Raw genomic sequence first — 22569 nt, 5'->3', positions numbered from 1 at the left:
AATGGCGGAAAATTAAATTCCACCATTTTTGTTTCTTTCAACAGTTTACTTTTTCTACGATTTATTTTTTATACTGATAAGTACCATTCGCCTGACGAATAAAGGTGCTACCATTGGCTAAACGAAGCTGTTCAACACGCCCTTGCGAATTAACCGAAATTTGCACTTTATCACCCGGTTTAAAGCTGCTTAACGCATTGCCCGCACCGTTCGCTTTTGTCATCGCATTCACATCAGAAATATTCAGATTGTTATCGCGGAAGACTTGCATAAGCGAAACGCCTTGCGGAATAGTCAGGGTTTTGCTTGTGCCAGTAGGTTTGTTCGTTGCTGGTTTTGCTTCCACCACAGGGACTTTTCTTTCTGCTTTTTTCTCTGCTTTAGGCTCAGCTTTTTTCACGCTTTGTGCTGTTTGCGCTTTGTTTTCTGCTTTTGGTTTGCTTGTATTGGTTGTTTGCGTTGTCGCTTTTGCCACAGGCTTAGGCTGTGGTTTCGGCTGTGTTTGTGCCGCAGCAGGTTTGCTTGCCGTTTTCACCGTTTCTACCACTTGTTTTGGCTCAACGGGTGTTGGTTGCGGTTTTACTGCTGGTACAACAGGTTGCTCTGTTTGAACGCTTGGCTGGGCAACAGGCTCAGGGCTTGTTGCATGATTGCTGTGAGCATTGTCTGCACTATTTTCTGTATTTGCCACAGTAGTTTGCGCATTCTCACTGCTATCTTGAGCATTTTGTGTATCTGCTTGTTGTGCTGGTTGCCTTTGGTTTAAGTTATCCAACACATTCTTTTCCATTGGCTGCTCTTGATTGAGCGACTGGAACTGCGTTGGAATGCTGTTTGACGGCTGTTCAAACGCATTGACGGTATCTGAACTTGGTTTTAACCAAGAGATAATCAATAAAATGATCACCGCAAGTAATAATACGATAAAAATACGGCGATATTTTGGCGGAATGAAGCCTAAAATTGCCCAACGTTCAGGCTTATTTAAACTTCTGCTTACAGGTTCTTCCTGAACGGGTTCTGTTTTCACATTTTCTTCCATAATCACCTCCGTTTCTTGGGTATTGTTGGCGTGATTTTCCACGATGACCTCGCTTTCGCTGATAATAGGTGCTTGAGGTTCTGAAACTGGTTGTTCTTTTTTACCGAAAGAATGAACAAAACCTTTAGCTTTATCTAATAAAGAAGGCTCTGGCATAATGGTTTTCTTCGGCGTAATGGGTTCCATTTGATTAAATTCTAAATCAAGTTCATTTTGCGCTGTGTTAGCAGCATTATTTTCTGGTTTATGTTGTTCAGTCACAGTTGATACCTTATGTTAATAAAAGCACTAAACTAAAGTGCGGTGTAAATTTTGCGTATTTTAAAGGATATTTTGCCATTGTTCCATTAGCAATTAGGCAGAATATAAAGTTTTATTTGGTTCATTGGCAATTTCGCGTGCTAATTTCGGCACTAAATAGCCTGAAGTGAGCTTTTGTAATTCTTTGTAAATTTCCACCGCACTTTCATCATCAAGATAAAAATGGCTCGCGCCCTCCACTTTATCAAACAAATGCAAGTAATAGGGCAGAATGCCAATGCGGAAAAGTTGCTCGCTCAAGGCTTTTAGCGTGTGGGCATTGTCGTTTATATTCTTCAGCATCACCGCTTGATTAAGCAAGGTTACGCCAGCATTTTTCAGTTTCGCCATTGCGTTCGCCAAATGCTCATCAATTTCATTGGGGTGATTGATGTGGGTAACCAGCACCGTTTGCAAGCGAGATTGTGCTAGCAGTTCGCAAAATTCATCAGTGATACGCTGCGGAATCACCACAGGCAAACGGCTGTGAATGCGTAAACGCTGTAAGTGCGGGATTTTTTGTAATTGTTTTAGCAGCCATTCTAGCTCGTGATCTTTCGCCATAAGGGGATCGCCACCAGAAAAAATCACTTCATCAATTTCTGAATGTTGCGCGATATAGTCCAAGGCTTTTTGCCAATTTTTCTTATCGCCCTTGTTTTCAGCATAAGGAAAATGGCGGCGGAAACAGTAGCGACAATTAATCGCACAGCTATTTTTTACCATAAATAACAATCGGTTATGGTATTTATGCAAAATATTTGGCGCGGCGGTTTGTTGTTCTTCTAAGGGGTCTTTGCTAAATCCTTCCGCTTGCACAAATTCTAAATGCGAGGTCATTGCTTGCAAAAAGAGCGGATCATTTGGATTGCCTTTTTCCATTCGTTCCACAAAAGGCAAGGGAACGCGCAGCGCAAACAGCTTGCGCGCGGCAAAATCTTTTTCAAAAAGAGAAAGGGGAAGATTTAAGTGTTCCAGCAAGACTTTAGGATCAGAAATGGCATTTGCGAGATGATCTGCCCAATTTTCTACTTCTCTAATGGGGATATTTCGGGTTAAAATACGCACTTTTAAAAACAATCTCTTTTTATTTGAGGATAATATGGCTACATATACTACCACTGATTTCAAACCAGGTCTAAAATTTATGCAAGATGGCGAGCCTTGCGTGATCGTTGAAAATGAATTTGTAAAACCGGGAAAAGGTCAAGCGTTTACTCGTACTCGCATTCGTAAATTAATTTCTGGCAAAGTGTTAGATGTGAACTTTAAATCAGGTACGTCTGTGGAAGCGGCTGACGTAATGGATTTAAACTTAACCTATTCTTACAAAGATGACGCTTTCTGGTACTTTATGCACCCAGAAACCTTTGAACAATATTCAGCAGACGCAAAAGCGGTGGGCGATGCAGAAAAATGGTTATTAGACCAAGCAGATTGTATCGTAACCCTATGGAACGGCGCACCAATTTCTGTAACCCCACCAAACTTCGTTGAATTAGAAATCGTAGAAACTGACCCTGGCTTAAAAGGCGACACCGCAGGCACAGGCGGCAAACCAGCCACATTAAGCACAGGCGCGGTAGTGCGTGTTCCATTATTCGTACAAACAGGCGAAGTGATTAAAGTGGACACCCGCTCTGGTGAATATGTATCGCGTGTGAAATAATCGTTCAAGTATCGAAAAAATCCGTGCTTTTGAGTGCGGATTTTTTATAGCCTTGTTTTGGCATTTTTATAAGCTTGGTTGTTTTCTCGTTTACCGATAGCCACAACAAAAACAACCACTTGTTCATCTTGAACTTGATAAACTAGACGGTATCCTGCATTGCGTAGTTTTATTTTATAGCAATCAGGAAAATGACTAAGCCGATTGGCTTCAATGCGAGGGTTACGCAAAACTTCAGCCAGTTTTTTCTTAAATTGTGCTTTTATATTTTCACCAAGTTTATGCCATTCTTTTAACGCCCTTGGATCAAAAACTAGCTCATAGCTCATCTAAGCTAACCTTAATGCCTTTTTCGGGGTGGGCTAGGCGATGACGTACTGTTTCTAGCAGTTCAAGATCTTCATCATTGACTAACACGGTTTGAATCGGAAATTTATTATTTTGTGCTACATATTGGAATAATAATCTGACCGCCTCACTTGGTGTCAGGTTCATTTTCTTTAATGCCGCATAAGCTTCTTGTTTTAGTTCATCATCAAGACGAATATTAAGTGTTGCCATTTTTCCTCCTTCGATTTTTGTGATAATTGTAATGCTATTTTGCATTACGAACAATAATAAGGTAAAGAAAAAGTGCGGTGCGAAAATCCTTCATTTTTTCACACCGCACTTTTTATTCATTATTCTGCAAAAAATGATAAATCGGGACGATGGCGGCGGCGGTGGAAATATCTTCAAACTTCATTTTTGAGGCACAGAGTTGGGCGGAAGTGCGGTGTAAATTTTGCATTGTTTTTGTGTGTTTTACATAGTCAATCAACTGGTTGATTAATGGCGGTGGCAACATTCCTGTGAGGACGATAACGCGGGGATCGAGCCACGCGATGGCAGATAGCATAAGGGAATGGATTTGCTCTTGGCTGTGTGCGAGCCATTTTTGCACTTGAGGATTTTCCATTACATTTCCTTGCAACTGCGACTCGCCGAGTTTGTCTTGCAAATATTTCCAGCTTGGGCGAGGGGCATCATAAGGGAACAATAAGCCCACTTCGCCCGCATTGCCAAAACCGCCACGGATTAGCTTACCTTGTGAAATAATCCCTGCGCCGATACCGAAATCAAGGCTGATCACCACCATATCTTCAATATCATTCCATAATCCCGAATAATATTCCCCAAGTGCCACCGTGTTGATGTTGTTCTCAATATGGCAGGGGTAGCCGAGTTTTTCGCTGAATACATTGGCTAGGTTCGGGATATTTTGTAATAACGGAAACCAAGGGGAGGAAATGGATTGATCGGCCAATAGGTAGCCAGAAAGAGAAAAACCGATGCCGAGAATTTTTGCTTCAGCGAGAAATTTTTTGTCTAAAAGTTGCTGAAGTGCGGTGCGAATTTGTTGGCATAATTCATCAAATTGCACGCTATTGTGGTAAACATAGCGTTCATTGGCAATTTTATTGCCAATAAAATCCACGATTGCGAGCTGAAATGAGTTATCTGAAAAGGTGATACCAATCGAGCAACAAGCATTGGGATTTAAAGTTAAATGAAAAGAGGGCGTTCCCCGTTTTTTTACCATTTTCTCCGTTTCTTTAATTAAGCCGAGAAACAGCAATTTGCGGCAATATTGCGTTACTGCCCCAGGGGTTAAACCCGATAATGCGCTTAATTCTTTGCGTGAGGGGGAATATTGGCGAATCAGGCGCAATAACAATTTTTCGCTGGATTTTAAATTAAATACGGAATTTTCTTTTTTCATTTTGTTGTCTTTATGAAATAAAAGCCTCACTTTGCGATCAGAGAGGCTTATCCCTCAATGTTACCTTAACTCGCACAACGAAAAGTGCGGTATTATTTTAAGGCGTTTTCAACGGCTTGGTAAAAATTTTCCATTTTGCATAAACCTTGCGCGTTGGTTGGGCAATCTTCAAGCTGTAAGGTTATACGATTTGGCGGATTAGTCAAAGAAAGTTTCGTGCCGTTGCGTAATTGATCAATGGTTTGATAAACATATTCCACTTTCATAAAGGCTTCGCCTTTTGCGTTCACCCATTTCTCAAATGCCACTTTACCACTAATTGGCGTGGTTTCTAGCTGATCGGGCAGATGATAAGGTTTCACTTTCAATAATGGTAAGAGCGAGCCAACATTGGAATCGTGCCCGACTAATAATACCACTTTGGCATTGCGAGCTTTTTCAATGTAAGGGTGCTGATAACCATAATCTTTGAAGCTGTTTTGAATAAAGGTGAGCAATGGTGTTGCGGCTTCTTTTGCCATTACTTGCGTGCCGAATAATAATTGGTTGTAACGCTCTTTTATTTCAACAATTTTTTTCCAGTTTTCTTGATTGTCAATGCGTCCCCAAGCTACATCTTTAGCTGGAAAGCCTTCGTAATATTGTAGAAGAAAGCTATCGGCAGCACCTGTACCATCACGCAATGCCCCAGTGGTTTTAGGCTCTTTCCCTTGTGTAAACGTGAGGGTATTTGTTTCTTGGTCTAAATTACACAATTGTTTTTCTTGGCATAATGGCGATTGTTCTTGATTTAAGGCTGTCGCTAGGGCGTTGAAATTACTTTGTAGATGTGTGTTGAGTTGTGCAAACCCACCTTCGCCCACTAATTCATCTACCGCTTTGCGTGCTTTTTGTTCAAAGGCTTTATCTACTTTGCTGCGAATCACGGGATTAAAAGTGTTATCCATCGTGTTATATTCGCCTAGATAATTGACTCTTATTGCACAATGTGAATAAGCCCCTTTCGCGAAACTTACGCCAGTATCAATGGTGCGTGGACGAGCATTGGTGTAAATAAAGAGATCGTCTTTCGGGCATTGTGAGGAAAGAATTCCCGTTTGTTGCAACCATTCAGACCAGTACGCCGCGAATAATTTTTCTAATCTTGCGCCTTTGGCAGTGAGATAGCCCGTTTTATCCTGCCATTTTACCCATTGATAAGGGGTAGCTTGGGATAAAATGCTGTCTTTACCAACTAAGGGCGTGCGAATACCGTGTCGGCTGAAAATCACAATTTTTTCTAATTGTAGCGCTTGTGCTTGGGGATTGTCAGGCACATTAGGCACAGCATTAAGATTGGTTGGATAAAACAGTGAGCAGCTAAGTAAGCTAACTAAATTAAGGCTTAAGGTGAGTTTTTTCATAGAATGTCCTCCAATATTGAGAGAAAGGAAGGGGCATTATTTGCACTAAATGCCATAAAAATTGCAAAATTTTTAACCGCACTTTTGCAATAACAACGTTAAATCTAAATGGATTTTGTTGCAACAATAATCAAAAAAGAGAGAAAAAAATGAGTTAAGGCAGAACCTTAACTCATCAATAATGTTATTTGGCGATCACTTCTTTGGTGAAATCAGCAATAGCGGCTTTGCTCCAATCCAGTGGGAAGAATGGAATATCCGCTTCGCCCACTTCGGCATTTAATGGGCGGATACCAAAATGGTCGGCTAATTTTTGTTGTGTTTCAGGTGAAACTAGCCAGTTGGTAAACACTAAACTTGCCGCAGGGTGTGGGGCATTTTGTGCGACTACCACCACATTACCGCCGCCCGGCATACCAAATTTTGGCACATAGAATTTCAATCTTGGTGTTACCGCGCCTTGTTTTTGTAGGCTAAATAAATGATCTTGCCACGCGGAAACAATGTCTAATTCACCATCATTTAAGCGTGTTAAGCTGTCCGCGTTCGAGGCGGTGCGTACCATATTTTGTTTATTTTGATTAAACCAATCCCAAGTGCTTTGCCAGTTTTTCGTTTGTAACGCATCAAATGGGGTATTTTGATAATCATATTGACCACTTACATTGAGTAAGGCTTGGAAAATAAAGGCTTTCCCTGAAGCACCGCCATTTGGATCGGCATAACCAAATTTTTTCGGGTGAGTTTGAATATAGTTCACGGTTTCTTGCCAGCTTTGTGGTAACTGATCTTCTGAAACCCGTAATGGATCATAGGCAAAGCCTGTTTGATTGCCCCAAAAGCCCATTGCGTGATTGTCAAATTTTACCCCTTGCAACGCGTGGTTGGCTTGGGCGAAATTAGGCAAGCTGTTGAGATTTCGTAACACATCGTTTTTCTGCACGATAGGGTAGTTATCTGCCGCGATGGCGATCACGTCCATTTTTCCTTTCGCGAGGGATTTTTCCGCGATCAGCTTATTCATATTACCGTCTAAAGTGCCTTCAGGAATTTTCACTTTGATGCCATAGGTTTTTTCAAAATCTTTGACAAAAATACGGAATTGCGGTTGTAAATACCACACGCTAAAGGTTACCGAGCCTTCTTGTTTAGCTTGCGCCACAATCTCTTCCCAGCTTTTTTGGCTGAGATCTTGGGAAGCCGAAACGGACAGGGCGGTGGTTAGCCCTAAACTGATTAATGCGGTTTTGATAAGACGAGTTTTCATCATTGTTTCTCCTCTGGTGGAAATCAGGCTTTGCCTGTGGATTGTGATAAATAGTTACCTTTCAATAAACGCTCGATAATTAACAGCAAGATAACGTTTGGAATTAATAAGATGATCGATACCACGGCGGCATTTGGGCGAATGAAAGAGTAGCCCAAGAACGAATAAAGTATGGTTGGCACGGTGATAAAATCTGGTGAACCGATGACAAAAGAAATACTAAATTCTTCGATACTTTTCACTAAACAGAAAATAATTGACGCCAAAAATGCAGGTTTTAGCATAGGTAGATAAACATCTTTAAAGGTGGTGAGTTTTGACGCACCAAGATCACGACTTGCATCAATCAAATCTTGCGGTACGGAAGAAAATCCTGAAGACAAAATGCGAATCGCGTAAGGTAATGTCATTACCGTATGCCCGATAATAATGCCGATCATTGGATTGTTAATATTTAACTGAATTAACACCGCACTAAAGAATAGCGCAATGATCATTCCTGGGATCACCAAAGGAATTAAGGTGATGAGTTCGGCAATTTTTTTACCACGAAACTCCATTCGTCCAAAGGCATAAGCCGTTGGCAGGGCAAGGGTGATGGCGATTAAAGAAACAATCGGTGCAATGGTATAGCTATTCAGCATTGCTTCTTTCAGTGCGGTGTTTTCCCATACATAATGCCAACGTTCAAAAGAAAGTACAGGTGGGAAAATATCTGGATAGCTCCAAGGATGTTGTGGATCAACAAGCGACCATAATCCTGCCATTAGGAACGGCAAAACGAGCCAAACAAAATTGACTACCACAAAAAAGATCAGCACAATGCGGTTGATTAAACGTGTGTTTTTGCTTTGTATTTTGTTCATTTTACCGCTCCTCGTTTAACAGATAATGGACGAATAATCAGCGTGATTAAAATTGACGCGAGTGCAGAGGTGAGCATAATCACCATCGCTAACACCGCACTTTGGTTCCATTCTTCAAATTCATAGGCGCTCATTTGCATAAAACGAGCTAGCGAATAGGTATCGCGTGGGCCGGCAATGCTATAAAAGGCGAAATCCCCTAATGCACCGATAAAAATCAAAATAAAGGAAACTTGCACCGCCCCAAGTGTGAGAGGGAAAATCACATAAATAAAACGTTGCCAACTGTTTGAACCCAGATTTGACGCCGCATCAAAGAGATCGCTTTTTAGTGAATTTACCGCACCGCCAACAAGAATTAAGGCGAAAGGAATATTTTTCCACATTTGCAAAATCACAATGCCCCAGCCAAAGCTATCATTTTGTAGGGATTTTGGTTCTTGCCAAATGCCGAGCCAAACCAGTGTTTCGTTTAAAATACCGTGATAGGAAATCATATTCATAAACAAAAAGGCGGCTACCAAGCCCGGCACAAGCATCGGCATACGGAAAAAGGTGATGATAAATTCTTTGCCTTTCATTGGGTTGCGTAGCCATAAGGCGATAGGGTAGGCGACCAAAATCGACAGCAACGCCCCGAGGAAGGAAACCCGCACGGAATACCAAAAGGATTTATGAAAAATCGGGTTGCTCAGCACCTCTTGCCAATAATCCAAGGTGAAATGCGAGGGTTCGCCATACATATTTTGTAAGCCGAAACTTTGTGCCACCACTAAATAAAAGGTTGAACCCATTAATAATAAAATCGTGCCAAGCCCTGTGCTTAACAGTAGCCAAGCCTTGAGATCTTGTTTTACCGATTTCATACTGCCTCCAAGAAACGAATGGCATCACGCGCGAGGGTGAAAAATAATTCTTCTGATTGATTTAACAACGGCGAAAATTTGGTTAATTGCAACCGCACTTTCTCATTTGGCAAACCTGAAGTTACCAAGCCTTGCACTTCAGTCATATTGCCCATAAAGGCGGTTTGTAGCACTTTGACGCTAAATTTATTTTCCACGTTGCTATTTGGCTCACAAGGGATTGCATCTTCAGGGCGGAAACAAATATAAATATTCTCAGCCACAGGCTTGTGGGCTGATTGCACAATAAATTTGCCCCATAAGGAATCCACTTGATAGAGATCATCTTGCCAATGTTTAACGTTCGCTTTAGTAATGTTTGCCACGCCGATGAAATCGGCAATAAAGCGATTTTTCGGTTGATAATAAATTTCTTGCGGCGTACCTACTTGCTCAATCGACCCCTTGTTTAGCACGATGATCTTATCTGACATTGATAAGGCTTCTGCTTGATCGTGGGTAACATAAATACTGGTAAGATTGTATTGATGAGAAAGTTGCTTAATTTCAAAACGTACACTTTCGCGTAATTTTGCATCAAGATTTGAAAGCGGTTCATCAAATAAAATCACATCAGGACGCGTTACCATTGCACGCGCAAGGGCGACACGCTGTTGCTGACCACCCGAAAGCTCAGAGGGCAGTTTCAACTTTTGTGTTTCTAAATCCATTTGTTTTAATGCCACATTTAAGCGTGCAATTTGTTCATCAATAGGAATTTTCTTTTGCTTTAGCCCATAACAAATATTGTGTGAAACATTCAAATGGGGGAACAACGCATAAGATTGGAAACACATCGCTGTGTTACGCTTTTCTGGTGGAATATCATTCACTTGGCGATCGCCAATCACAATCTCTCCTTCATCAGCACGATGAAAGCCTGCAATCAATTTTAGTAACGAGGTTTTTCCGCAACCACTCGGGCCGAGCAAGGTAACAAATTCCCCTTCTTCAGCACTAAACGAAATATTATTTGCTGCATAGAAATCACCAAATTTTTTGGTGATATTGCGTAATTCTAGTTTTGCCATAATCGATTCCTCCTCGATGATAATTTTGTGGATACTCTAAACTAGAAGATAAAGCGCGATCAATTACAATTTAAAAAATAAACTCATTTAAGTTTATTTTTGTGAGTTCGATCACGAAAATTAGATATTTATCCATATTATTTGCGATAGTATTTGCACGAGGTTTCTATTATCTCTAAAATGAATTTAGTTTTTAAATTGAATTAAAAGAGAGGTTGAAAATGGCATTTGAATTTAACGTTACAGAAAAGGGCTTGATTTTGGCGAATAGCCATCGCGGTTACAGTGCCAAGTATCCAGAAAACACAATGCCTGCTTTTATCGGTGCATTAGAGGCGGGAACACATAGCATCGAACTTGATATTGCAATGACAAAAGATGAAAAAATGGTGGTTATTCACGATTTTTCTATCGAACGCGTTTCTAACGGTGAAGGTTATGTGGAACAAATGACGCTTGCTGAACTACAACGCTATGATTTTGGTGAAAAGTTCTCACCTGAATTCAAAGGTACGCACATTGTGGAATTAGAAACCGTGTTAAAATGGGCATTAGAAAATAATGTTGGTTTGATTGTAGAAGCCAAACAACGCCGTAATCATCAGCGTTTTGCCGAAGTGCTGGCGGAGATTTTGCAACGCACCAACACGGTAGATCAAATTTTATTATTGGGTTTTGATCACGTTTTAATTAATAAAGTCAAAGCATTATTACCAGCGTTGCGTTTGCAAGTGGTTACCCTCGCACGCTATAACGATCAGCTCAGTGCGGTGTTGGGATCAAACGCCAGCAGTGTTTGCGTGGAATACCACTATGTTGGCAAAGAAGATTTAATTGCTTACAAAAAAGCAGGGCTGTCAGTGAGAATGTATTTACACGAATCCAAAGAAATCCCCGTGTTAGAAATGTACAATCAAAAATACGGCTATGATACCGAAAGCGAAATTATCCAATGGCTACGCGAGGGATTAATCGATATGCTCAGCCACGATGATATTCCCTATCTCAAATCATTAATCGAAAAAGCAGGCAAAACGCCTTATTGATGTTTTGAATTATAATAAAAAGTGCGGTGCAAATTTTTCAAAATTTTCCACCGCACTTTTATTTTAAGACTTTGTTTTTCTGTTAAGCATTGGTAATTGCTACGGCTTCACGCACTAAACGGCCGATTTCTTCCCAGTTATGGCTGTTGATAAGGGATTTTTCCACAAACCACGAGCCGCCGCACGCCACGACATTTGGAATCGCAAGGTACTCTTTAATGTTGTTTACGCTGATTCCGCCCGTTGGCATAATTTGTAACTGTGCATAAGGGCCGAGTAGGGCTTTGATCATTTTCACGCCGCCAGAGGCTTCGGCAGGGAAAAATTTCACTGCCGTGATACCCAACTCTAACGCTGCTTCAATGGACATCGGGTTGTTTACGCCCGGCATTACGGGGATATTCAAGTCTTGGCAAAGTTTCACGATTTTCGGATTGAAGCCTGGAGTAACAATGCAGTCTGCCCCTGCGTTTTTCGCTTGCACCACTTGCTCGCTGGTTAGCACGGTTCCCGCAGCGATAAGAATATTCGGGTTGTGTTGGCGGATTAAGCGAATGGCTTCTTCTGCCGCTGCCGATCGGAATGTGATTTCCACCACGGGCAAACCGTTCTTGGCGAGGGTTTCGGCGAGGGGAAGAATGTCTTGTGCGTTGTCTAGAGCGATCACGGGGATCACTTTAAATTCACGAAGTTTTTCAATAATTTGTGCGGTATTCATAGTTTTTCCTTAATTAAATTGATGAATGAGGTGAGCGGTGGCGTTTTTGTCAATAATCGCCCCTTTGTGCTGAATGACGATCCCTGCCACTTGGTTGCCTTGCTGACAGCATTGCTGTGGCGATTTTTCTCGCAAATAACCGTTTAAAAAGCCTGCATTGAAGGCATCGCCAGCGGAGGTGGTGTCCACAACATTGGCGACAGGCGTGGTGGCGATGTGCTGTTCGTTACCTTGTGCATCGCAGAATAATGCCCCGTCTTTGCCTTGTTTGAGGACAATATTTTTGACCCCAAAATCTTTCAAACGTTGCACGGATTGAGCGGTTTCGCTGTCGCCCCATAAGGCTTGTTCATCGTCAAACGTAACCAGTGCTAGATCGATGAAAGGCAAAAGTGCGGTGTAAATTTCTTGCGTTTTTTCCACGGACTCCCAAAGTTTCGGGCGGTAATTGCTGTCAAACGCAATTTTCACCCCTTGGCTGGCAAGTTGTTTTAGCTGGGCGATTAAAGCGTAGCGATCGGCATCTGGCAAGATGGCGAGGGAAATTCCGCTCAAATAGATCATATCCATTTCGCTGAGTTGCTGTTGTACTTGGGCATAGTCAGGGTGTTGAAGAAGATAACGAGCGGCAGATTCAGAACGCCAATAAAGGAAGGTGCGTTCGCCAAATTTATCAAGCTGAATGAGATAAAGCCCCGCTTGGCGATGAGGATCAATCAGCACGTTGTCGGTATTGATGTGGTCTTGTTGCCAATGTTGAATCATCTGTTGGCTGAGTTTGTCCGCCCCCATTGCGGTAATATAATGCACATCAATATCTTGTGGATTACTTACTCGGGCAAGATAGGTAGCGGTGTTAAGCGTGTCCCCGCCGTAAGTTTGCCACATATTGCCAAATGGCTCACCGTTTAATTCGATCATACATTCGCCAATAATTGCAATTTTTTTCACTTTTTCCCCCTTAATAAAGTGAGTGAAATAATGCCGATTATAAATTTATTAATGCTTTTATTCAATAAAAATGAAATGTGATTTTATTTTTTCTACTTTTCAAAAATATTGCTTGTGTTAATATGCACAGGCAATTCTTTTATGATATTTAGAGGCACTATGGAAAAAGATACTCAACCCGATGTCGTATCATCAGTATTGAAAGTATTCGGTATTGTTGATGCGTTAAGTGAACAAAAGGAAATTGGTGTAACGGATCTTGCTCAGCGTTTAATGATGTCGAAAAGCACGATCTATCGTTTTTTGCAAACGATGAAAGGCCTAGGGATTGTGGCTCAAGAAGGTGAAACGGATAAATATCGCTTAACCTTAAAATTATTTGAACTCAGCGCAAGGGCATTGGAATATGTAGATTTGATTGAGTTGGCAAATAAAGAAATGGAAGAAATCTCAAAACAAACAGGCGAAACCCTGCATTTAGGCACGCTTGATGGCAATGAGATTGTGTATTTGCATAAAATTGATTCCACTTACAATTTAAGAATGTATTCTCGCGTTGGGCGGCGAAATCCTTCGTACAGCACGGCGATTGGGAAAGTGTTGCTTTCCGCACATACTGATGACGAAGTGGAAACCTTGTTGAAAGAGGTGGAATTTATCCCGCACACGGCGAACACGCTTAAAAATATCGAAGAACTCAAGCAAGAATTAGCATTGGTGCGTGAACAGCATTATGCTGAAGATAAAGAAGAACAAGAGGTCGGACTACATTGTGTCGCCGCACCGATTTACGACCGCTTTGGACATTGCATTGCTGCCATTTCGATTTCATTGCCGTTAGTGCGTTTTGAAAAAGAAAACTTAGCACATTTAGTGGAAATGTTGCACCAAGCAGGACGAAATGTGTCAAAACAACTTGGCTATCAACATTATCCTGTGGCGGAATAACATATATTCACTAAAAATAAGGCGTGGAATAACGCCTTATTTTTTCGCAAATAGGCATAAAATCACCTTATTTTTCAATATGGTATTGCCAACTTAAGTTTGAAAGTGCGGTAGATTTTCAATTAATTTTTCTCTTTATCAGCAAGATAAAGAGAGAGTTTCGATGAAAATGAGACAACCCCTTTGCGCAATAGATTATTTTTTCCCCTAGTTGAGCGTCCACAAAGCCATTCTAAGCCTCGTTTTAATATATTTTGTCGTTGCAGGCACGCTTGGCTGAATGGGGCGTTGGGGTATTGTTGATGTTGGAATAACGCCACAATTTCTTGTGTTGCTTGTGTGCCAATGATTCTTAAATTAATCGCGGGTATGCTGATGTCGTAGTCTTGCTGTTCGAGGGCAAGGGGCTGTTCTTCCGTTTGCCAGAAATCAATCTGTTGGCTGCCATAAAGGAGTAAAATCAGCGGTCGTAACGACCAAAGCCCGCTCGCCGCACCGCTGTAAGGATCAACCAACCGTCTATCCGCTTGGAATAAGCCCTGTGTAACATTGCCTTGTTGAATGGCGGAATGTTGGATAAAAAAGTGTGTGAGAGTGGAGAAAATCCGTTTGCCACGTCCGTCCGTTTTGCCTTGCTGGATCATTGTGCTAATTAAAGCACTTGGTGCGGCAAAGCGGTAAGGGAGGCTGCGTCCAAAAAAGGCAAAGCCTTGTGGGGCGAATAAATAATGAAATTTGTCGCAAAATTCCACCGCACTTTGTTGAATAAAAGTGCGGTCAAAATTGGGTGAAATTTGATCGAGCCAAAATAACCCATAATGAAAGCCCCAAGAGTTGTAATAATCGAAATTGCCTTTCTCGCCATCTCTAAACCAGCCATTGCTCACATAAAATTCTTTAATTCGTTGATAGCGTTCGTGGTTGATTTCATCAATGCCACTGAGATCTTTCACCACAAATTGCACCAGTAAAACAAACAGATGCCAATTATTATCCACCGTTTGAACTTGATTAATTTGCCGTAGCCAAGTGAGAATTTGTTGCTGTTGTTCATCGTTATATTGCTGCCAAATCCATTTTTTACTCAGCCATAAGGCAAGGGCAAAATCAGCAGTTTCGCAAATGGTTTGCTGAAAGCTGGCTAAATCTCCCCAATAGCCTAAATGTTGGGGATTGGTGGCATTCAGAAAACCTTGTGCAAGCCGTTCTCGAATTTGAATGAAAAGTGGCTCGCTGGAATGAGTTTGATAATGTAAATAGGCAGCAAGCAGGGGATAATTCCGCGCTGCTCCCTCAATGGAATCCGATACCATTCCTTGTTCTGATGGATAGCCGTGATAATCGGCACGGGCATAGCCATCATTGGCATAATGAAGAAAGGAGCGGATAAAATAACTCACCAATAATTCAAACTTTTCTTGCGAAAAGGTGGAATCTTTTGTAAATGCCTGTTTGAGCTGTTTATCAATAAGAGGATCAGTATTGCCAAACAAGGCTTTTCGTTTGAGTGAACGCTGCAATCTTTCCTTAAACGCCCGCCAATAATCCCGTAAACGAGGATGTTCGTGAGCTAAATAAGGTCGTTCATTAAAACGAATTTGAGGTTGGGTTGGCATTTATTCGCTCCTAGTTGCACTCACCGAACATTCAGTGAGTGCGTGATGTTAGGCTTTTGGTGCCGCACAGCTTTCCAGTTGTTTTTTCATTTTTTTCGTTGGGCCAGTAATGAATTCCACTGGACGCCAAGAATCACCAGTTTTTTCTAACCAAGGCAATAATTCTTCTTTGATCAGTTTTTGTACCAATTCAGGATTGCTATCAGCAATATTCTTCATTTGGTATGGATCTGCCACATTATCAAAGAGTTTATATTTCAATGGTTCGCCATCTTGACGATCAACTTCTAATGTGTGAGTTTTGGTACGCACGCCACGTCTGCCGAAAGAAGGTTGACCATAAGGCACAAAGAGATAGAGCTGAGAAGTTGGGCTAACCCCTTTGTCGTGTAGCACTTGTTCTGCCAAGCTTACCCCTTCCACACTATCTGGAATGCTATCTTTGAAACCAAGAAGATCTAAGATGGTTGGATAAATATCTGGCGCTGACATTAAACTTTGGTTTACGCCAGCAGGAATTTTACCCGGCAAGCGGAACATCATTGGTACGCGCATTGATTCTTCATAAATATTATTTTTGGTCGGTGCACCGTGCGATCCCATACAACAACCGTGGTCAGAGAAGAACACTACTAGGGTGTTGTCTGCCAAGCCTTGTTTGTCAAGTTCGGCAAGAATGCGACCAAATTGTTCATCAACCCCACTGACCATTGCTAAATATTCTTTGAAATATTGTGGACCATAGCCTTCTTGATATTTTTTATCCCAATCTACATTTGGGCGAGTATTGAGTTCTTTTGAACTTTGTGGATACATATCAAGGTATTTTTGTGGCACTTGATCGTAAGGCGAATGAGGAGGATTCATTGAAACTACCAAAGCGAATGGTTTGCTTGGATCGCGATATTTATTTTCTTCATTGCGAAGATATTTAATCGCCATATCTGCCTCGTGTTCAGGCCCCCATTGATCAACATATTCAGGGTATTCACGCGGCGTGTCATTGCCCCAATACATTGGTTTTAAATGGAGATCATAAGTACCATAAGAATACCAGAAATCAAAACCGTGGCGGCGATCTGGTGGTGTCCATTCATTCCAATAGCGTCCTTCCATCGGATTGTTATAACTTTTTATATAAGGTTCGTGTGGCACATCCAAATGCCATTTACCGATATAACCAAGGGAATAACCCTCATCTTTTAATACATCAGACCAACATTTTGCATAAGGGGAAAGCTCAATCCCTACTTTGCCACCGTAGTCGTGGGTATTACCTGTTACCCCATTGTGTAGCGGATATTTACCTGTCATTAACATTCCGCGGAAAGGCGAACAAAGAGGATAGTTTGATGCCATTTGATCCATCACCTTAGCTGTTTTAGCAAAGGCATCAAGATGGGGGGTAATAGCTGGATCTTGATGTTTAAATCCTTGCGCCATTGCACGCATTTCATCAGGAAAAACTAACAGTAAATTTAAGGGTTTTTCTGGTTTTTTGCTCGTACAGCGGTCTTTTTCTGAAGCCATAGCGGTTTTAGATACACCCGCTGATAATGCTGCCGCAGCGCCTGTTGTTGCAACGCCCTTTATAAAATTACGACGTGAGATACTCATCTTATAGCTCCTCAAACGTTTAAGTAGGATAGATTAGTTACACTTTGTTGTACGAATATCTAAAACAAAGTACGGTCATTTTTTCATAAAAATGACTGTCTAACCATATTTTAAAACATCGTTTTACAAAAAATATTTTATTTTGTGAATTAGATCACAGATTTTGATTTTGGTATTTTTTTGCTTTGATTTCTTTCGTTATAATCAGCTTAAAACAATATGAAAGTGGAATTTCTTTCATAATGACGAAAACGAAATTTAGTATACCGAAAAGGAAGTAAATAAAAATGAGTATTTTGCTAAACCTAATCCAACGACATAAAGCGGGCGAGGCAACCGGAATTTATTCGGTTTGTTCTGCTCATCCCCTTGTATTAGAAGCGTCATTGTTGCAGGCAAAACAAGATCAAACACCATTACTTATTGAAGCAACCTCTAACCAAGTGGATCAATTTGGTGGTTATACAGGAATGACGCCATTGGATTTTCGCCACTTTGTTGAAAAATTAGCAGATGAAGTAGGATTTCCGCGTGATCAACTAATTTTAGGTGGCGACCATTTAGGGCCTAATCGTTGGCAAGGATTAACAGCTGATGAAGCAATGGCAAACGCCGAGAAGCTCATTGAAGCTTATATCGCAGCAGGTTTTGAAAAAATTCATTTAGATTGCAGTATGTCTTGCAAAGGCGATCCTGTGCCTTTGTCTGATGAAATTGTGGCAGAACGTGCGGCTCGCTTAGCTGTGGTTGCCGAACAAACGGCAGTGAATAATGGCTTTGCTGATCGTATCGTTTACATTGTTGGCACAGAAGTTCCTGTACCAGGTGGTGAAGCAGAGGAAATTGCCGAATTAGAAGTAACTTCACCAAGTGCCGCGAAAGCCACCATTAATGCTCATCAACAAGCCTTTGCTCGCGTTGGGTTAGAACATATTTGGCCACGCGTAATTGGTTTGGTGGTGCAGCCAGGGGTAGAGTTTGATCATACAAAAGTGATTGATTTTATTCCTGAGAAAGCACAAGCCTTAAGCCAAGTGGTGAATGATTATGAAAATTTAGTGTTTGAAGCACATTCTACTGATTATCAAACGGAAGAAGCTTACAAAGCCTTAGTAAAAAACCACTTTGCGATTTTGAAAGTGGGGCCAGCATTAACGTTTGCATTGCGTGAAGGCTTATATGCTTTATGTGCAATGGAAGACTATTTATTCCCAGCGGAACAACGAGCTAACTTACTCGCTGTGCTTGAAGAGCAAATGTTAGCACACCCAGAAAACTGGCAAAAATACTATCACGGTACCGAGTTAGATCAACGTTTTGCAAGAAGTTTTAGCTTTAGTGATCGTATTCGTTATTACTGGACTAATCCTGAAATCGCAGCCGCAGTGGAAAAATTATTTGCTAATTTTGAGAACGTAGATATTCCATTACCATTGTTAAGCCAATATTTACCAGAGCAATATGCCGCCGTGCGTGCAGGCACATTAGCCCCTCGTGGTAAAGAGGTAGTGTTAGATAAAGTGCGTGCAGTGGTTCGCCAATATGCCTTAGCAAGTTTTTTCAATAAATAATTGAGGATAGATAAGATGACAAGTTATTTAGGTTTTTCAGAAAGCGAATTAGTGGCAGGCAAAGCCATTATGACCGCAAAAGAAATTGAGCATCAGCCTCAGGCTTGGTTACAAGCATTACAGACAGTGGAAGCGCAACGTCAGCAAATCTTAGATTTCATTGCGCCTGTAATGAATGCAGCAAATGGACGTGTGATTTTCACTGGTGCAGGAACCTCAGCTTTCGTGGGACATTCCTTACAGCCTTTCGTTTTAACCTTAACGGATAAACGTGTGGAATCCATTGCCACAACAGATATTGTGTCTAATCCTTACCAATATTTTGCACAGGACGTGCCAACCTTATTAATTTCTTTCGCACGTTCAGGTAACAGCCCGGAAAGTGTGGCAGCGGTAGAGTTAGCTAATCAGTGTTTAACCAATTGTTATCACTTATTCATTACTTGTAATGAGCAAGGCGCGTTATATCAAAATGCGCAAAAAAATGACCGCACTTTAGCTTTATTAATGCCACCACAAACCAATGACGGCGGTTTTGCAATGACATCCAGCTTTAGCTCAATGATGTTATCAGCGCTTTCTGTGTTCTTATTACCAAAAGGCTCAGTAGTTGAACAGCTACAATTTATTTGTGATGCCACAGAAAAATTGATCCCTCGTTATGTGGATTATGCACGCCAACTTTCTAAGGTTGATATGGAGCGCATTATCTATTTAGGCAGCGGTGGCTTACAAGGTCTTGCACAAGAATCTGCGTTGAAAATTTTGGAATTAACCGCAGGACGCATTGTAGCAACCTATGATTCACCACTCGGTTTCCGCCACGGGCCTAAATCTATTGTGAATCCTAAAACGGTGGTCGTAGAATTTTTATCAAATCAACCTTATACCCGTTTATATGATCTTGATTTATATAATGAATTACGTCGCGATAATATCGCAAGTCGCGTTGTATGTTTAACTGCGCAAGCAGGTGTGGAAGGCGAAGATGTGATTGAAGTGGAAGGCTTTAGCAATGTACCAGATTATGCCTTGTTGTTCCCATACATTGTTTTTGCACAAGTGAATTCATTTTATAGTTCTTTCAGTCGTGGTATCACCACCGACAATCCTTGCCCAACAGGTGAAGTAAACCGAGTGGTTCAAGGCGTTATTATTCACCCATTTAATTCATAATTAAGGAGATTTTTATGTCAGCACCTAATATTGTATGGACACGAATTGACGAGCGTTTACTACACGGACAAATCCGTATTACTTGGGGTAAACACTCAGAAGCCAATTTGATTTTAGTGGCAAACGATGAAGCAGCAGAAGGCCCAAATGCGGCATTTATGCAAGCAGGTATGAAAGCTTCAGCGGGTGGTGAATATGCTGTGCGTTTCTTCACAATCCAAAAAACTATTGATGTGATTCATAAAGCATCGCCACAACAAAAAATCTTTATTTTATGTAACAATCCAACAGATGTCGCACGCTTAGTTGAAGGTGGTGTGCCTATCAAACATTGCAATATCGGTAATATGCATTTCCACGAAGGCAAAACGCAATTAACCAAAACGGTTTCTGTTGATGAAAAGGATCTTGACGCATTCCGCCGTATGGTGAACGCAGGGGTAACTTGCACAATCCAAAATACGCCGGACGCACAAGAAATCGATATTAAACAATATCTTTAATACTCAATAAGGAGCGTTTATGTTAACTGAAGCATTATTAGTCGCCGTTTGGGCGTTCTTCTGTGGTATCGATAAATACGATGTCGCATTAAATATCCACCGTCCGTTAATCACAGGGCCTGTTGTGGGCTTGATTATGGGTGATTTGCAATTAGGCTTAATCACAGGTGCAACACTTGAATTAGCTTGGTTAGGTTTAGTGCCTAATGCTGGGGCTCAGCCACCAGATGTAACAATGGGTACTATCGCCGCAGTGGCTTTCGCCGCAATGACAGGTCAAAGCGCGGAAGTGGCAATGGGTGTAGGTATGCCAATTGCAGTGTTAATGCAAATGTTGGTGATTGGTTTCTTCGCATTAACTTCATTCACAATGGGTAAAGCCGATGAGTATGCAGAACAAGCGAATCCAAATGGTATTGATTTCTTATTGATTTCGACGATTTCATTACGTTCATTAATGTATGCAATCGTTGCCTTTATTACCGTGTACTTCGGTGAACACGCAGCAGATTGGATCAACAATAACTCACCAAAAGCATTATTAGAAGGCTTAGGCTTAGGTGCGCGTTTAGTTCCAGCAATCGGTTTTGCAATGTTATTAAAAATTATGTGGTCAAAACAAGTTGCGGGTGTGTTCTTCATCGGTTTCGTTGCAACCACTTACTTAAAACTACCAATTATGGCCGTTGCAATCATCGGTGGTTCAATCGCAGTACTTTATTTCTACTTCTCAGGTAACAGCAATAACAACAACCAATCACAAGCACAGGAGTTCGAAGATGGAATCTAAAAACGTAAATAATCAAGTAAATCTTGTTGATGATATCGATGCGTATCAAGATCAAACCGTTCGCAAAGTGATTACAAAAGGTGATCTTTGGAAATGTGCGATTCGTGGTTTGTTTATGGAAGGGAACTTCAACTTTGAACGTATGCAAGCAGGTGGTTGGGCATATTCAATTATCCCAGCGTTGAAAAAAATTCACGGTAACAATAAATATGATTTAGCGAAATCATTAAAAAACCACTTACAATTCTTCAATGCAAGTCCAAAACTCTTTACTTTCTTGCTTGGTACAGCCATTGCAATGGAAGAAAATAAAGAAAAACCATCTACTATCAACGTAATGAAAGTAGCTGGTATGGGCCCAACTGGGGGGATCGGTGATGGTATCGACCATATGACCATTATGCCATTAACCCTTGCATTAGGTTCATCTATTGCCATTGAGGGTTCGATTGCAGGGCCGTTCGTGTTCTTTATCCTATATCAAATTTTACACTTCTTTGTGTATTTCAGCTTGATGTTTATGGGATATAAAGCCGGTACAGCTGCGATGGTAAATATGAGTGATTCTACCGAGCGTTTAGCTAAAGCGGCGAACATTATGGGTATTTTCGTTATCGGGGCATTGTGTGCGACCTTCATACGCTTTAAAACCACGGCAACCATAGAAATGGGGGGAAAAGTGGTGGAATTACAGACCGCACTTTTCGATAAGATTATGCCAAACCTATTACCATTAGCCTTAGTTTTCCTAATGTTTAAATTAGTAAAAGGTACAGGCTTCTGGGCGAAACCACCAGTATTGATCTTCAGTATGCTTGCTTTCGGTGTGGTTGGACATTTAATCGGCATTATCTAATGCATTGTTGAGTAATCAACGAAATCAGGGAATGAGAGCTATCTCATTCCCTCCACAATAACAAGAAAAACAAGGACAGCTTATGTTAGGTATCGTGGTATCAGGTCATATTAATTTTGCTTCGGGTATGCGTTCTGCGGCTGAAGCCATTGTTGGCGAACAACCGCAATTAGAATTTGTTGATTTCTTAGAATCTATGTCCACTGATGAGCTAGAAGCCCAATTATTAGCGGCGAAAGAGCGTGTAAACTCAGGGGACGGTGTGTTATTTTTAGTGGATCTTTATGGCGGTTCGCCTTGTAATCGTGCAATCAATCTCTTATTGCAAGATCCTAATGTCGAAGTAGTGGCTGGCACCAATTTATCAATGATCGTCAATGCGGCATTAGAACGTGAGGAACTTACCTTGCGTGAATTAACGGATTGTCTTGCCAATGGCGAATTTAGCCAAATCAAAGATTTACGCCAAGATCTTGCCGCACTTTCGCAAGATGATGAAGACGAAACAGACGGACTATAAGCATTCTGGCTT

Annotated in this window: 23 protein-coding genes; 9 read left to right on the top strand and 14 right to left on the bottom strand. The window is 41.2% G+C overall.

Annotated features, from left to right (window positions below; genetic code table 11):
• Window positions 1-61: 61 nt before the first annotated feature.
• Together ACLS0A_RS06240 and epmB are read right to left on the bottom strand one after the other, a co-directional pair.
• Window positions 62-1303: a LysM-like peptidoglycan-binding domain-containing protein gene (locus ACLS0A_RS06240; protein ID WP_416082759.1), complete on the bottom strand. Its 1242-nt coding sequence runs from the start codon at window positions 1301-1303 to the stop codon at window positions 62-64.
• Window positions 1304-1396: 93 nt separating this feature from the next.
• On the bottom strand, window positions 1397-2410 hold the full coding sequence (gene epmB / locus ACLS0A_RS06235; RefSeq protein WP_416082760.1) for an EF-P beta-lysylation protein EpmB: 1014 nt from the start codon (window positions 2408-2410) through the stop codon (window positions 1397-1399).
• A gap of 34 nt (window positions 2411-2444) precedes the next feature.
• Here epmB and efp point away from each other — a divergent pair, with 34 nt between their 5' ends.
• Window positions 2445-3011, top strand: a complete 567-nt coding sequence (efp, locus tag ACLS0A_RS06230) for an elongation factor P (RefSeq protein ID WP_103854617.1) — start codon at window positions 2445-2447, stop codon at window positions 3009-3011.
• A 44-nt stretch (window positions 3012-3055) separates the two neighbouring features.
• Here efp and ACLS0A_RS06225 read toward each other — a convergent pair whose 3' ends face one another.
• The 8 genes from ACLS0A_RS06225 to ACLS0A_RS06190 all read right to left on the bottom strand — a co-directional run bounded on the left by ACLS0A_RS06225 (window position 3056) and on the right by ACLS0A_RS06190 (window position 10245).
• Window positions 3056-3340, bottom strand: coding sequence for a type II toxin-antitoxin system RelE family toxin (locus tag ACLS0A_RS06225; protein WP_416082761.1), 285 nt, complete (start codon window positions 3338-3340; stop codon window positions 3056-3058).
• Complete coding sequence (locus tag ACLS0A_RS06220) at window positions 3330-3572, bottom strand: type II toxin-antitoxin system RelB/DinJ family antitoxin (protein ID WP_416082762.1); 243 nt, start codon at window positions 3570-3572, stop codon at window positions 3330-3332. Before ACLS0A_RS06220 ends, ACLS0A_RS06225 begins: the two co-directional genes overlap by 11 nt.
• A 112-nt stretch (window positions 3573-3684) precedes the next feature.
• Complete coding sequence (locus ACLS0A_RS06215) at window positions 3685-4773, bottom strand: ROK family protein (protein ID WP_416082763.1); 1089 nt, start codon at window positions 4771-4773, stop codon at window positions 3685-3687.
• Window positions 4774-4865: 92 nt separating this feature from the next.
• Complete coding sequence (locus ACLS0A_RS06210; protein ID WP_416082764.1) at window positions 4866-6176, bottom strand: histidine-type phosphatase; 1311 nt, start codon at window positions 6174-6176, stop codon at window positions 4866-4868.
• Between the two features lie 184 nt (window positions 6177-6360).
• On the bottom strand, window positions 6361-7443 hold the full coding sequence (locus ACLS0A_RS06205; RefSeq protein WP_416082788.1) for an extracellular solute-binding protein: 1083 nt from the start codon (window positions 7441-7443) through the stop codon (window positions 6361-6363).
• A 23-nt stretch (window positions 7444-7466) separates the two neighbouring features.
• The gene (locus ACLS0A_RS06200; protein ID WP_416082765.1) at window positions 7467-8309 is read right to left on the bottom strand and encodes an ABC transporter permease; all 843 of its coding nucleotides are present in this window, start codon (window positions 8307-8309) and stop codon (window positions 7467-7469) included.
• A complete protein-coding gene (locus ACLS0A_RS06195) occupies window positions 8306-9175 on the bottom strand; it encodes an ABC transporter permease (protein ID WP_021461277.1) in 870 nt (289 codons plus the stop codon). Before ACLS0A_RS06195 ends, ACLS0A_RS06200 begins: the two co-directional genes overlap by 4 nt.
• A complete protein-coding gene (locus ACLS0A_RS06190) occupies window positions 9172-10245 on the bottom strand; it encodes an ABC transporter ATP-binding protein (RefSeq protein WP_103853311.1) in 1074 nt (357 codons plus the stop codon). Before ACLS0A_RS06190 ends, ACLS0A_RS06195 begins: the two co-directional genes overlap by 4 nt.
• 221 nt (window positions 10246-10466) lie before the next feature.
• Here ACLS0A_RS06190 and ACLS0A_RS06185 point away from each other — a divergent pair, with 221 nt between their 5' ends.
• Window positions 10467-11291 carry a glycerophosphodiester phosphodiesterase gene (locus ACLS0A_RS06185; RefSeq protein ID WP_423096742.1) on the top strand — a complete coding sequence of 275 codons (825 nt, stop codon included), beginning with the start codon at window positions 10467-10469 and terminating at the stop codon, window positions 11289-11291.
• Window positions 11292-11373: 82 nt separating this feature from the next.
• On the opposite strand, the gene ACLS0A_RS06180 is transcribed toward ACLS0A_RS06185, so the two are convergent.
• Complete coding sequence (locus tag ACLS0A_RS06180; RefSeq protein WP_416082767.1) at window positions 11374-12009, bottom strand: bifunctional 4-hydroxy-2-oxoglutarate aldolase/2-dehydro-3-deoxy-phosphogluconate aldolase; 636 nt, start codon at window positions 12007-12009, stop codon at window positions 11374-11376.
• Window positions 12010-12018: 9 nt separating this feature from the next.
• Complete coding sequence (locus tag ACLS0A_RS06175; RefSeq protein WP_416082768.1) at window positions 12019-12960, bottom strand: sugar kinase; 942 nt, start codon at window positions 12958-12960, stop codon at window positions 12019-12021.
• 159 nt (window positions 12961-13119) lie between these two features.
• On the opposite strand from ACLS0A_RS06175, the gene kdgR reads away from it, so the two are divergent.
• Window positions 13120-13908: a DNA-binding transcriptional regulator KdgR gene (kdgR, locus tag ACLS0A_RS06170; RefSeq protein WP_416082769.1), complete on the top strand. Its 789-nt coding sequence runs from the start codon at window positions 13120-13122 to the stop codon at window positions 13906-13908.
• Window positions 13909-14030: 122 nt separating this feature from the next.
• Here the strand turns inward: kdgR and ACLS0A_RS06165 are convergent, their stop codons facing one another.
• Together ACLS0A_RS06165 and ACLS0A_RS06160 are read right to left on the bottom strand one after the other, a co-directional pair.
• Window positions 14031-15524: a DUF2264 domain-containing protein gene (locus ACLS0A_RS06165; RefSeq protein WP_416082770.1), complete on the bottom strand. Its 1494-nt coding sequence runs from the start codon at window positions 15522-15524 to the stop codon at window positions 14031-14033.
• Window positions 15525-15572: 48 nt separating this feature from the next.
• Window positions 15573-17141 (bottom strand): sulfatase family protein, encoded by a 1569-nt coding sequence (locus ACLS0A_RS06160; RefSeq protein ID WP_416082771.1) that lies wholly within the window; start codon window positions 17139-17141, stop codon window positions 15573-15575.
• 287 nt (window positions 17142-17428) lie between these two features.
• Here ACLS0A_RS06160 and kbaZ point away from each other — a divergent pair, with 287 nt between their 5' ends.
• The 6 genes from kbaZ (at window position 17429) to agaF (ending at window position 22557) form a co-directional block, all read left to right on the top strand.
• Window positions 17429-18712, top strand: coding sequence for a tagatose-bisphosphate aldolase subunit KbaZ (gene kbaZ, locus ACLS0A_RS06155; protein ID WP_416082772.1), 1284 nt, complete (start codon window positions 17429-17431; stop codon window positions 18710-18712).
• 15 nt (window positions 18713-18727) lie between these two features.
• Entirely contained in the window at window positions 18728-19888 is a 1161-nt protein-coding gene (locus ACLS0A_RS06150; RefSeq protein ID WP_416082773.1) for an SIS domain-containing protein, read from the top strand.
• Between the two features lie 14 nt (window positions 19889-19902).
• Window positions 19903-20391 carry a PTS N-acetylgalactosamine transporter subunit IIB gene (gene agaV / locus ACLS0A_RS06145; protein ID WP_265757291.1) on the top strand — a complete coding sequence of 163 codons (489 nt, stop codon included), beginning with the start codon at window positions 19903-19905 and terminating at the stop codon, window positions 20389-20391.
• 19 nt (window positions 20392-20410) lie between these two features.
• The gene (gene agaW / locus ACLS0A_RS06140; protein WP_103853301.1) at window positions 20411-21181 is read left to right on the top strand and encodes a PTS N-acetylgalactosamine transporter subunit IIC; all 771 of its coding nucleotides are present in this window, start codon (window positions 20411-20413) and stop codon (window positions 21179-21181) included.
• Window positions 21171-22037 carry a PTS system mannose/fructose/sorbose family transporter subunit IID gene (locus ACLS0A_RS06135; protein WP_103853300.1) on the top strand — a complete coding sequence of 289 codons (867 nt, stop codon included), beginning with the start codon at window positions 21171-21173 and terminating at the stop codon, window positions 22035-22037. The genes agaW and ACLS0A_RS06135 overlap by 11 nt, the downstream gene beginning before the upstream one ends.
• A gap of 82 nt (window positions 22038-22119) precedes the next feature.
• Entirely contained in the window at window positions 22120-22557 is a 438-nt protein-coding gene (agaF, locus tag ACLS0A_RS06130; protein WP_416082774.1) for a PTS galactosamine/N-acetylgalactosamine transporter subunit IIA, read from the top strand.
• The last annotated feature ends 12 nt before the right edge of the window (window positions 22558-22569 follow it).

Source organism: Avibacterium volantium, assembly GCF_049366555.1.
GTDB classification, from domain to species: domain Bacteria; phylum Pseudomonadota; class Gammaproteobacteria; order Enterobacterales; family Pasteurellaceae; genus Avibacterium; species Avibacterium volantium_A.
The sequence above is the reverse complement of the archived record's forward strand: the minus strand, read 5'-3'. Positions and strand labels throughout refer to the sequence as shown.

What these genes read in the sequence shown, in the direction of transcription:
- ACLS0A_RS06150 (WP_416082773.1), top strand. Translation starts at nt 18,728, where the DNA reads ATGACAAGTTATTTAGGTTTTTCAGAAAGCGAATTAGTGGCAGGCAAA.
- efp (WP_103854617.1), top strand. Translation starts at nt 2,445, where the DNA reads ATGGCTACATATACTACCACTGATTTCAAACCAGGTCTAAAATTTATG.
- ACLS0A_RS06160 (WP_416082771.1), bottom strand. Translation starts at nt 17,141, where the DNA reads ATGAGTATCTCACGTCGTAATTTTATAAAGGGCGTTGCAACAACAGGC.
- ACLS0A_RS06205 (WP_416082788.1), bottom strand. Translation starts at nt 7,443, where the DNA reads ATGAAAACTCGTCTTATCAAAACCGCATTAATCAGTTTAGGGCTAACC.
- ACLS0A_RS06180 (WP_416082767.1), bottom strand. Translation starts at nt 12,009, where the DNA reads ATGAATACCGCACAAATTATTGAAAAACTTCGTGAATTTAAAGTGATC.
- kdgR (WP_416082769.1), top strand. Translation starts at nt 13,120, where the DNA reads ATGGAAAAAGATACTCAACCCGATGTCGTATCATCAGTATTGAAAGTA.
- ACLS0A_RS06200 (WP_416082765.1), bottom strand. Translation starts at nt 8,309, where the DNA reads ATGAACAAAATACAAAGCAAAAACACACGTTTAATCAACCGCATTGTG.
- ACLS0A_RS06220 (WP_416082762.1), bottom strand. Translation starts at nt 3,572, where the DNA reads ATGGCAACACTTAATATTCGTCTTGATGATGAACTAAAACAAGAAGCT.
- ACLS0A_RS06185 (WP_423096742.1), top strand. Translation starts at nt 10,467, where the DNA reads ATGGCATTTGAATTTAACGTTACAGAAAAGGGCTTGATTTTGGCGAAT.
- ACLS0A_RS06225 (WP_416082761.1), bottom strand. Translation starts at nt 3,340, where the DNA reads ATGAGCTATGAGCTAGTTTTTGATCCAAGGGCGTTAAAAGAATGGCAT.
- ACLS0A_RS06190 (WP_103853311.1), bottom strand. Translation starts at nt 10,245, where the DNA reads ATGGCAAAACTAGAATTACGCAATATCACCAAAAAATTTGGTGATTTC.
- agaF (WP_416082774.1), top strand. Translation starts at nt 22,120, where the DNA reads ATGTTAGGTATCGTGGTATCAGGTCATATTAATTTTGCTTCGGGTATG.
- agaW (WP_103853301.1), top strand. Translation starts at nt 20,411, where the DNA reads ATGTTAACTGAAGCATTATTAGTCGCCGTTTGGGCGTTCTTCTGTGGT.
- ACLS0A_RS06210 (WP_416082764.1), bottom strand. Translation starts at nt 6,176, where the DNA reads ATGAAAAAACTCACCTTAAGCCTTAATTTAGTTAGCTTACTTAGCTGC.
- kbaZ (WP_416082772.1), top strand. Translation starts at nt 17,429, where the DNA reads ATGAGTATTTTGCTAAACCTAATCCAACGACATAAAGCGGGCGAGGCA.
- ACLS0A_RS06215 (WP_416082763.1), bottom strand. Translation starts at nt 4,773, where the DNA reads ATGAAAAAAGAAAATTCCGTATTTAATTTAAAATCCAGCGAAAAATTG.
- ACLS0A_RS06165 (WP_416082770.1), bottom strand. Translation starts at nt 15,524, where the DNA reads ATGCCAACCCAACCTCAAATTCGTTTTAATGAACGACCTTATTTAGCT.
- ACLS0A_RS06195 (WP_021461277.1), bottom strand. Translation starts at nt 9,175, where the DNA reads ATGAAATCGGTAAAACAAGATCTCAAGGCTTGGCTACTGTTAAGCACA.
- agaV (WP_265757291.1), top strand. Translation starts at nt 19,903, where the DNA reads ATGTCAGCACCTAATATTGTATGGACACGAATTGACGAGCGTTTACTA.
- ACLS0A_RS06135 (WP_103853300.1), top strand. Translation starts at nt 21,171, where the DNA reads ATGGAATCTAAAAACGTAAATAATCAAGTAAATCTTGTTGATGATATC.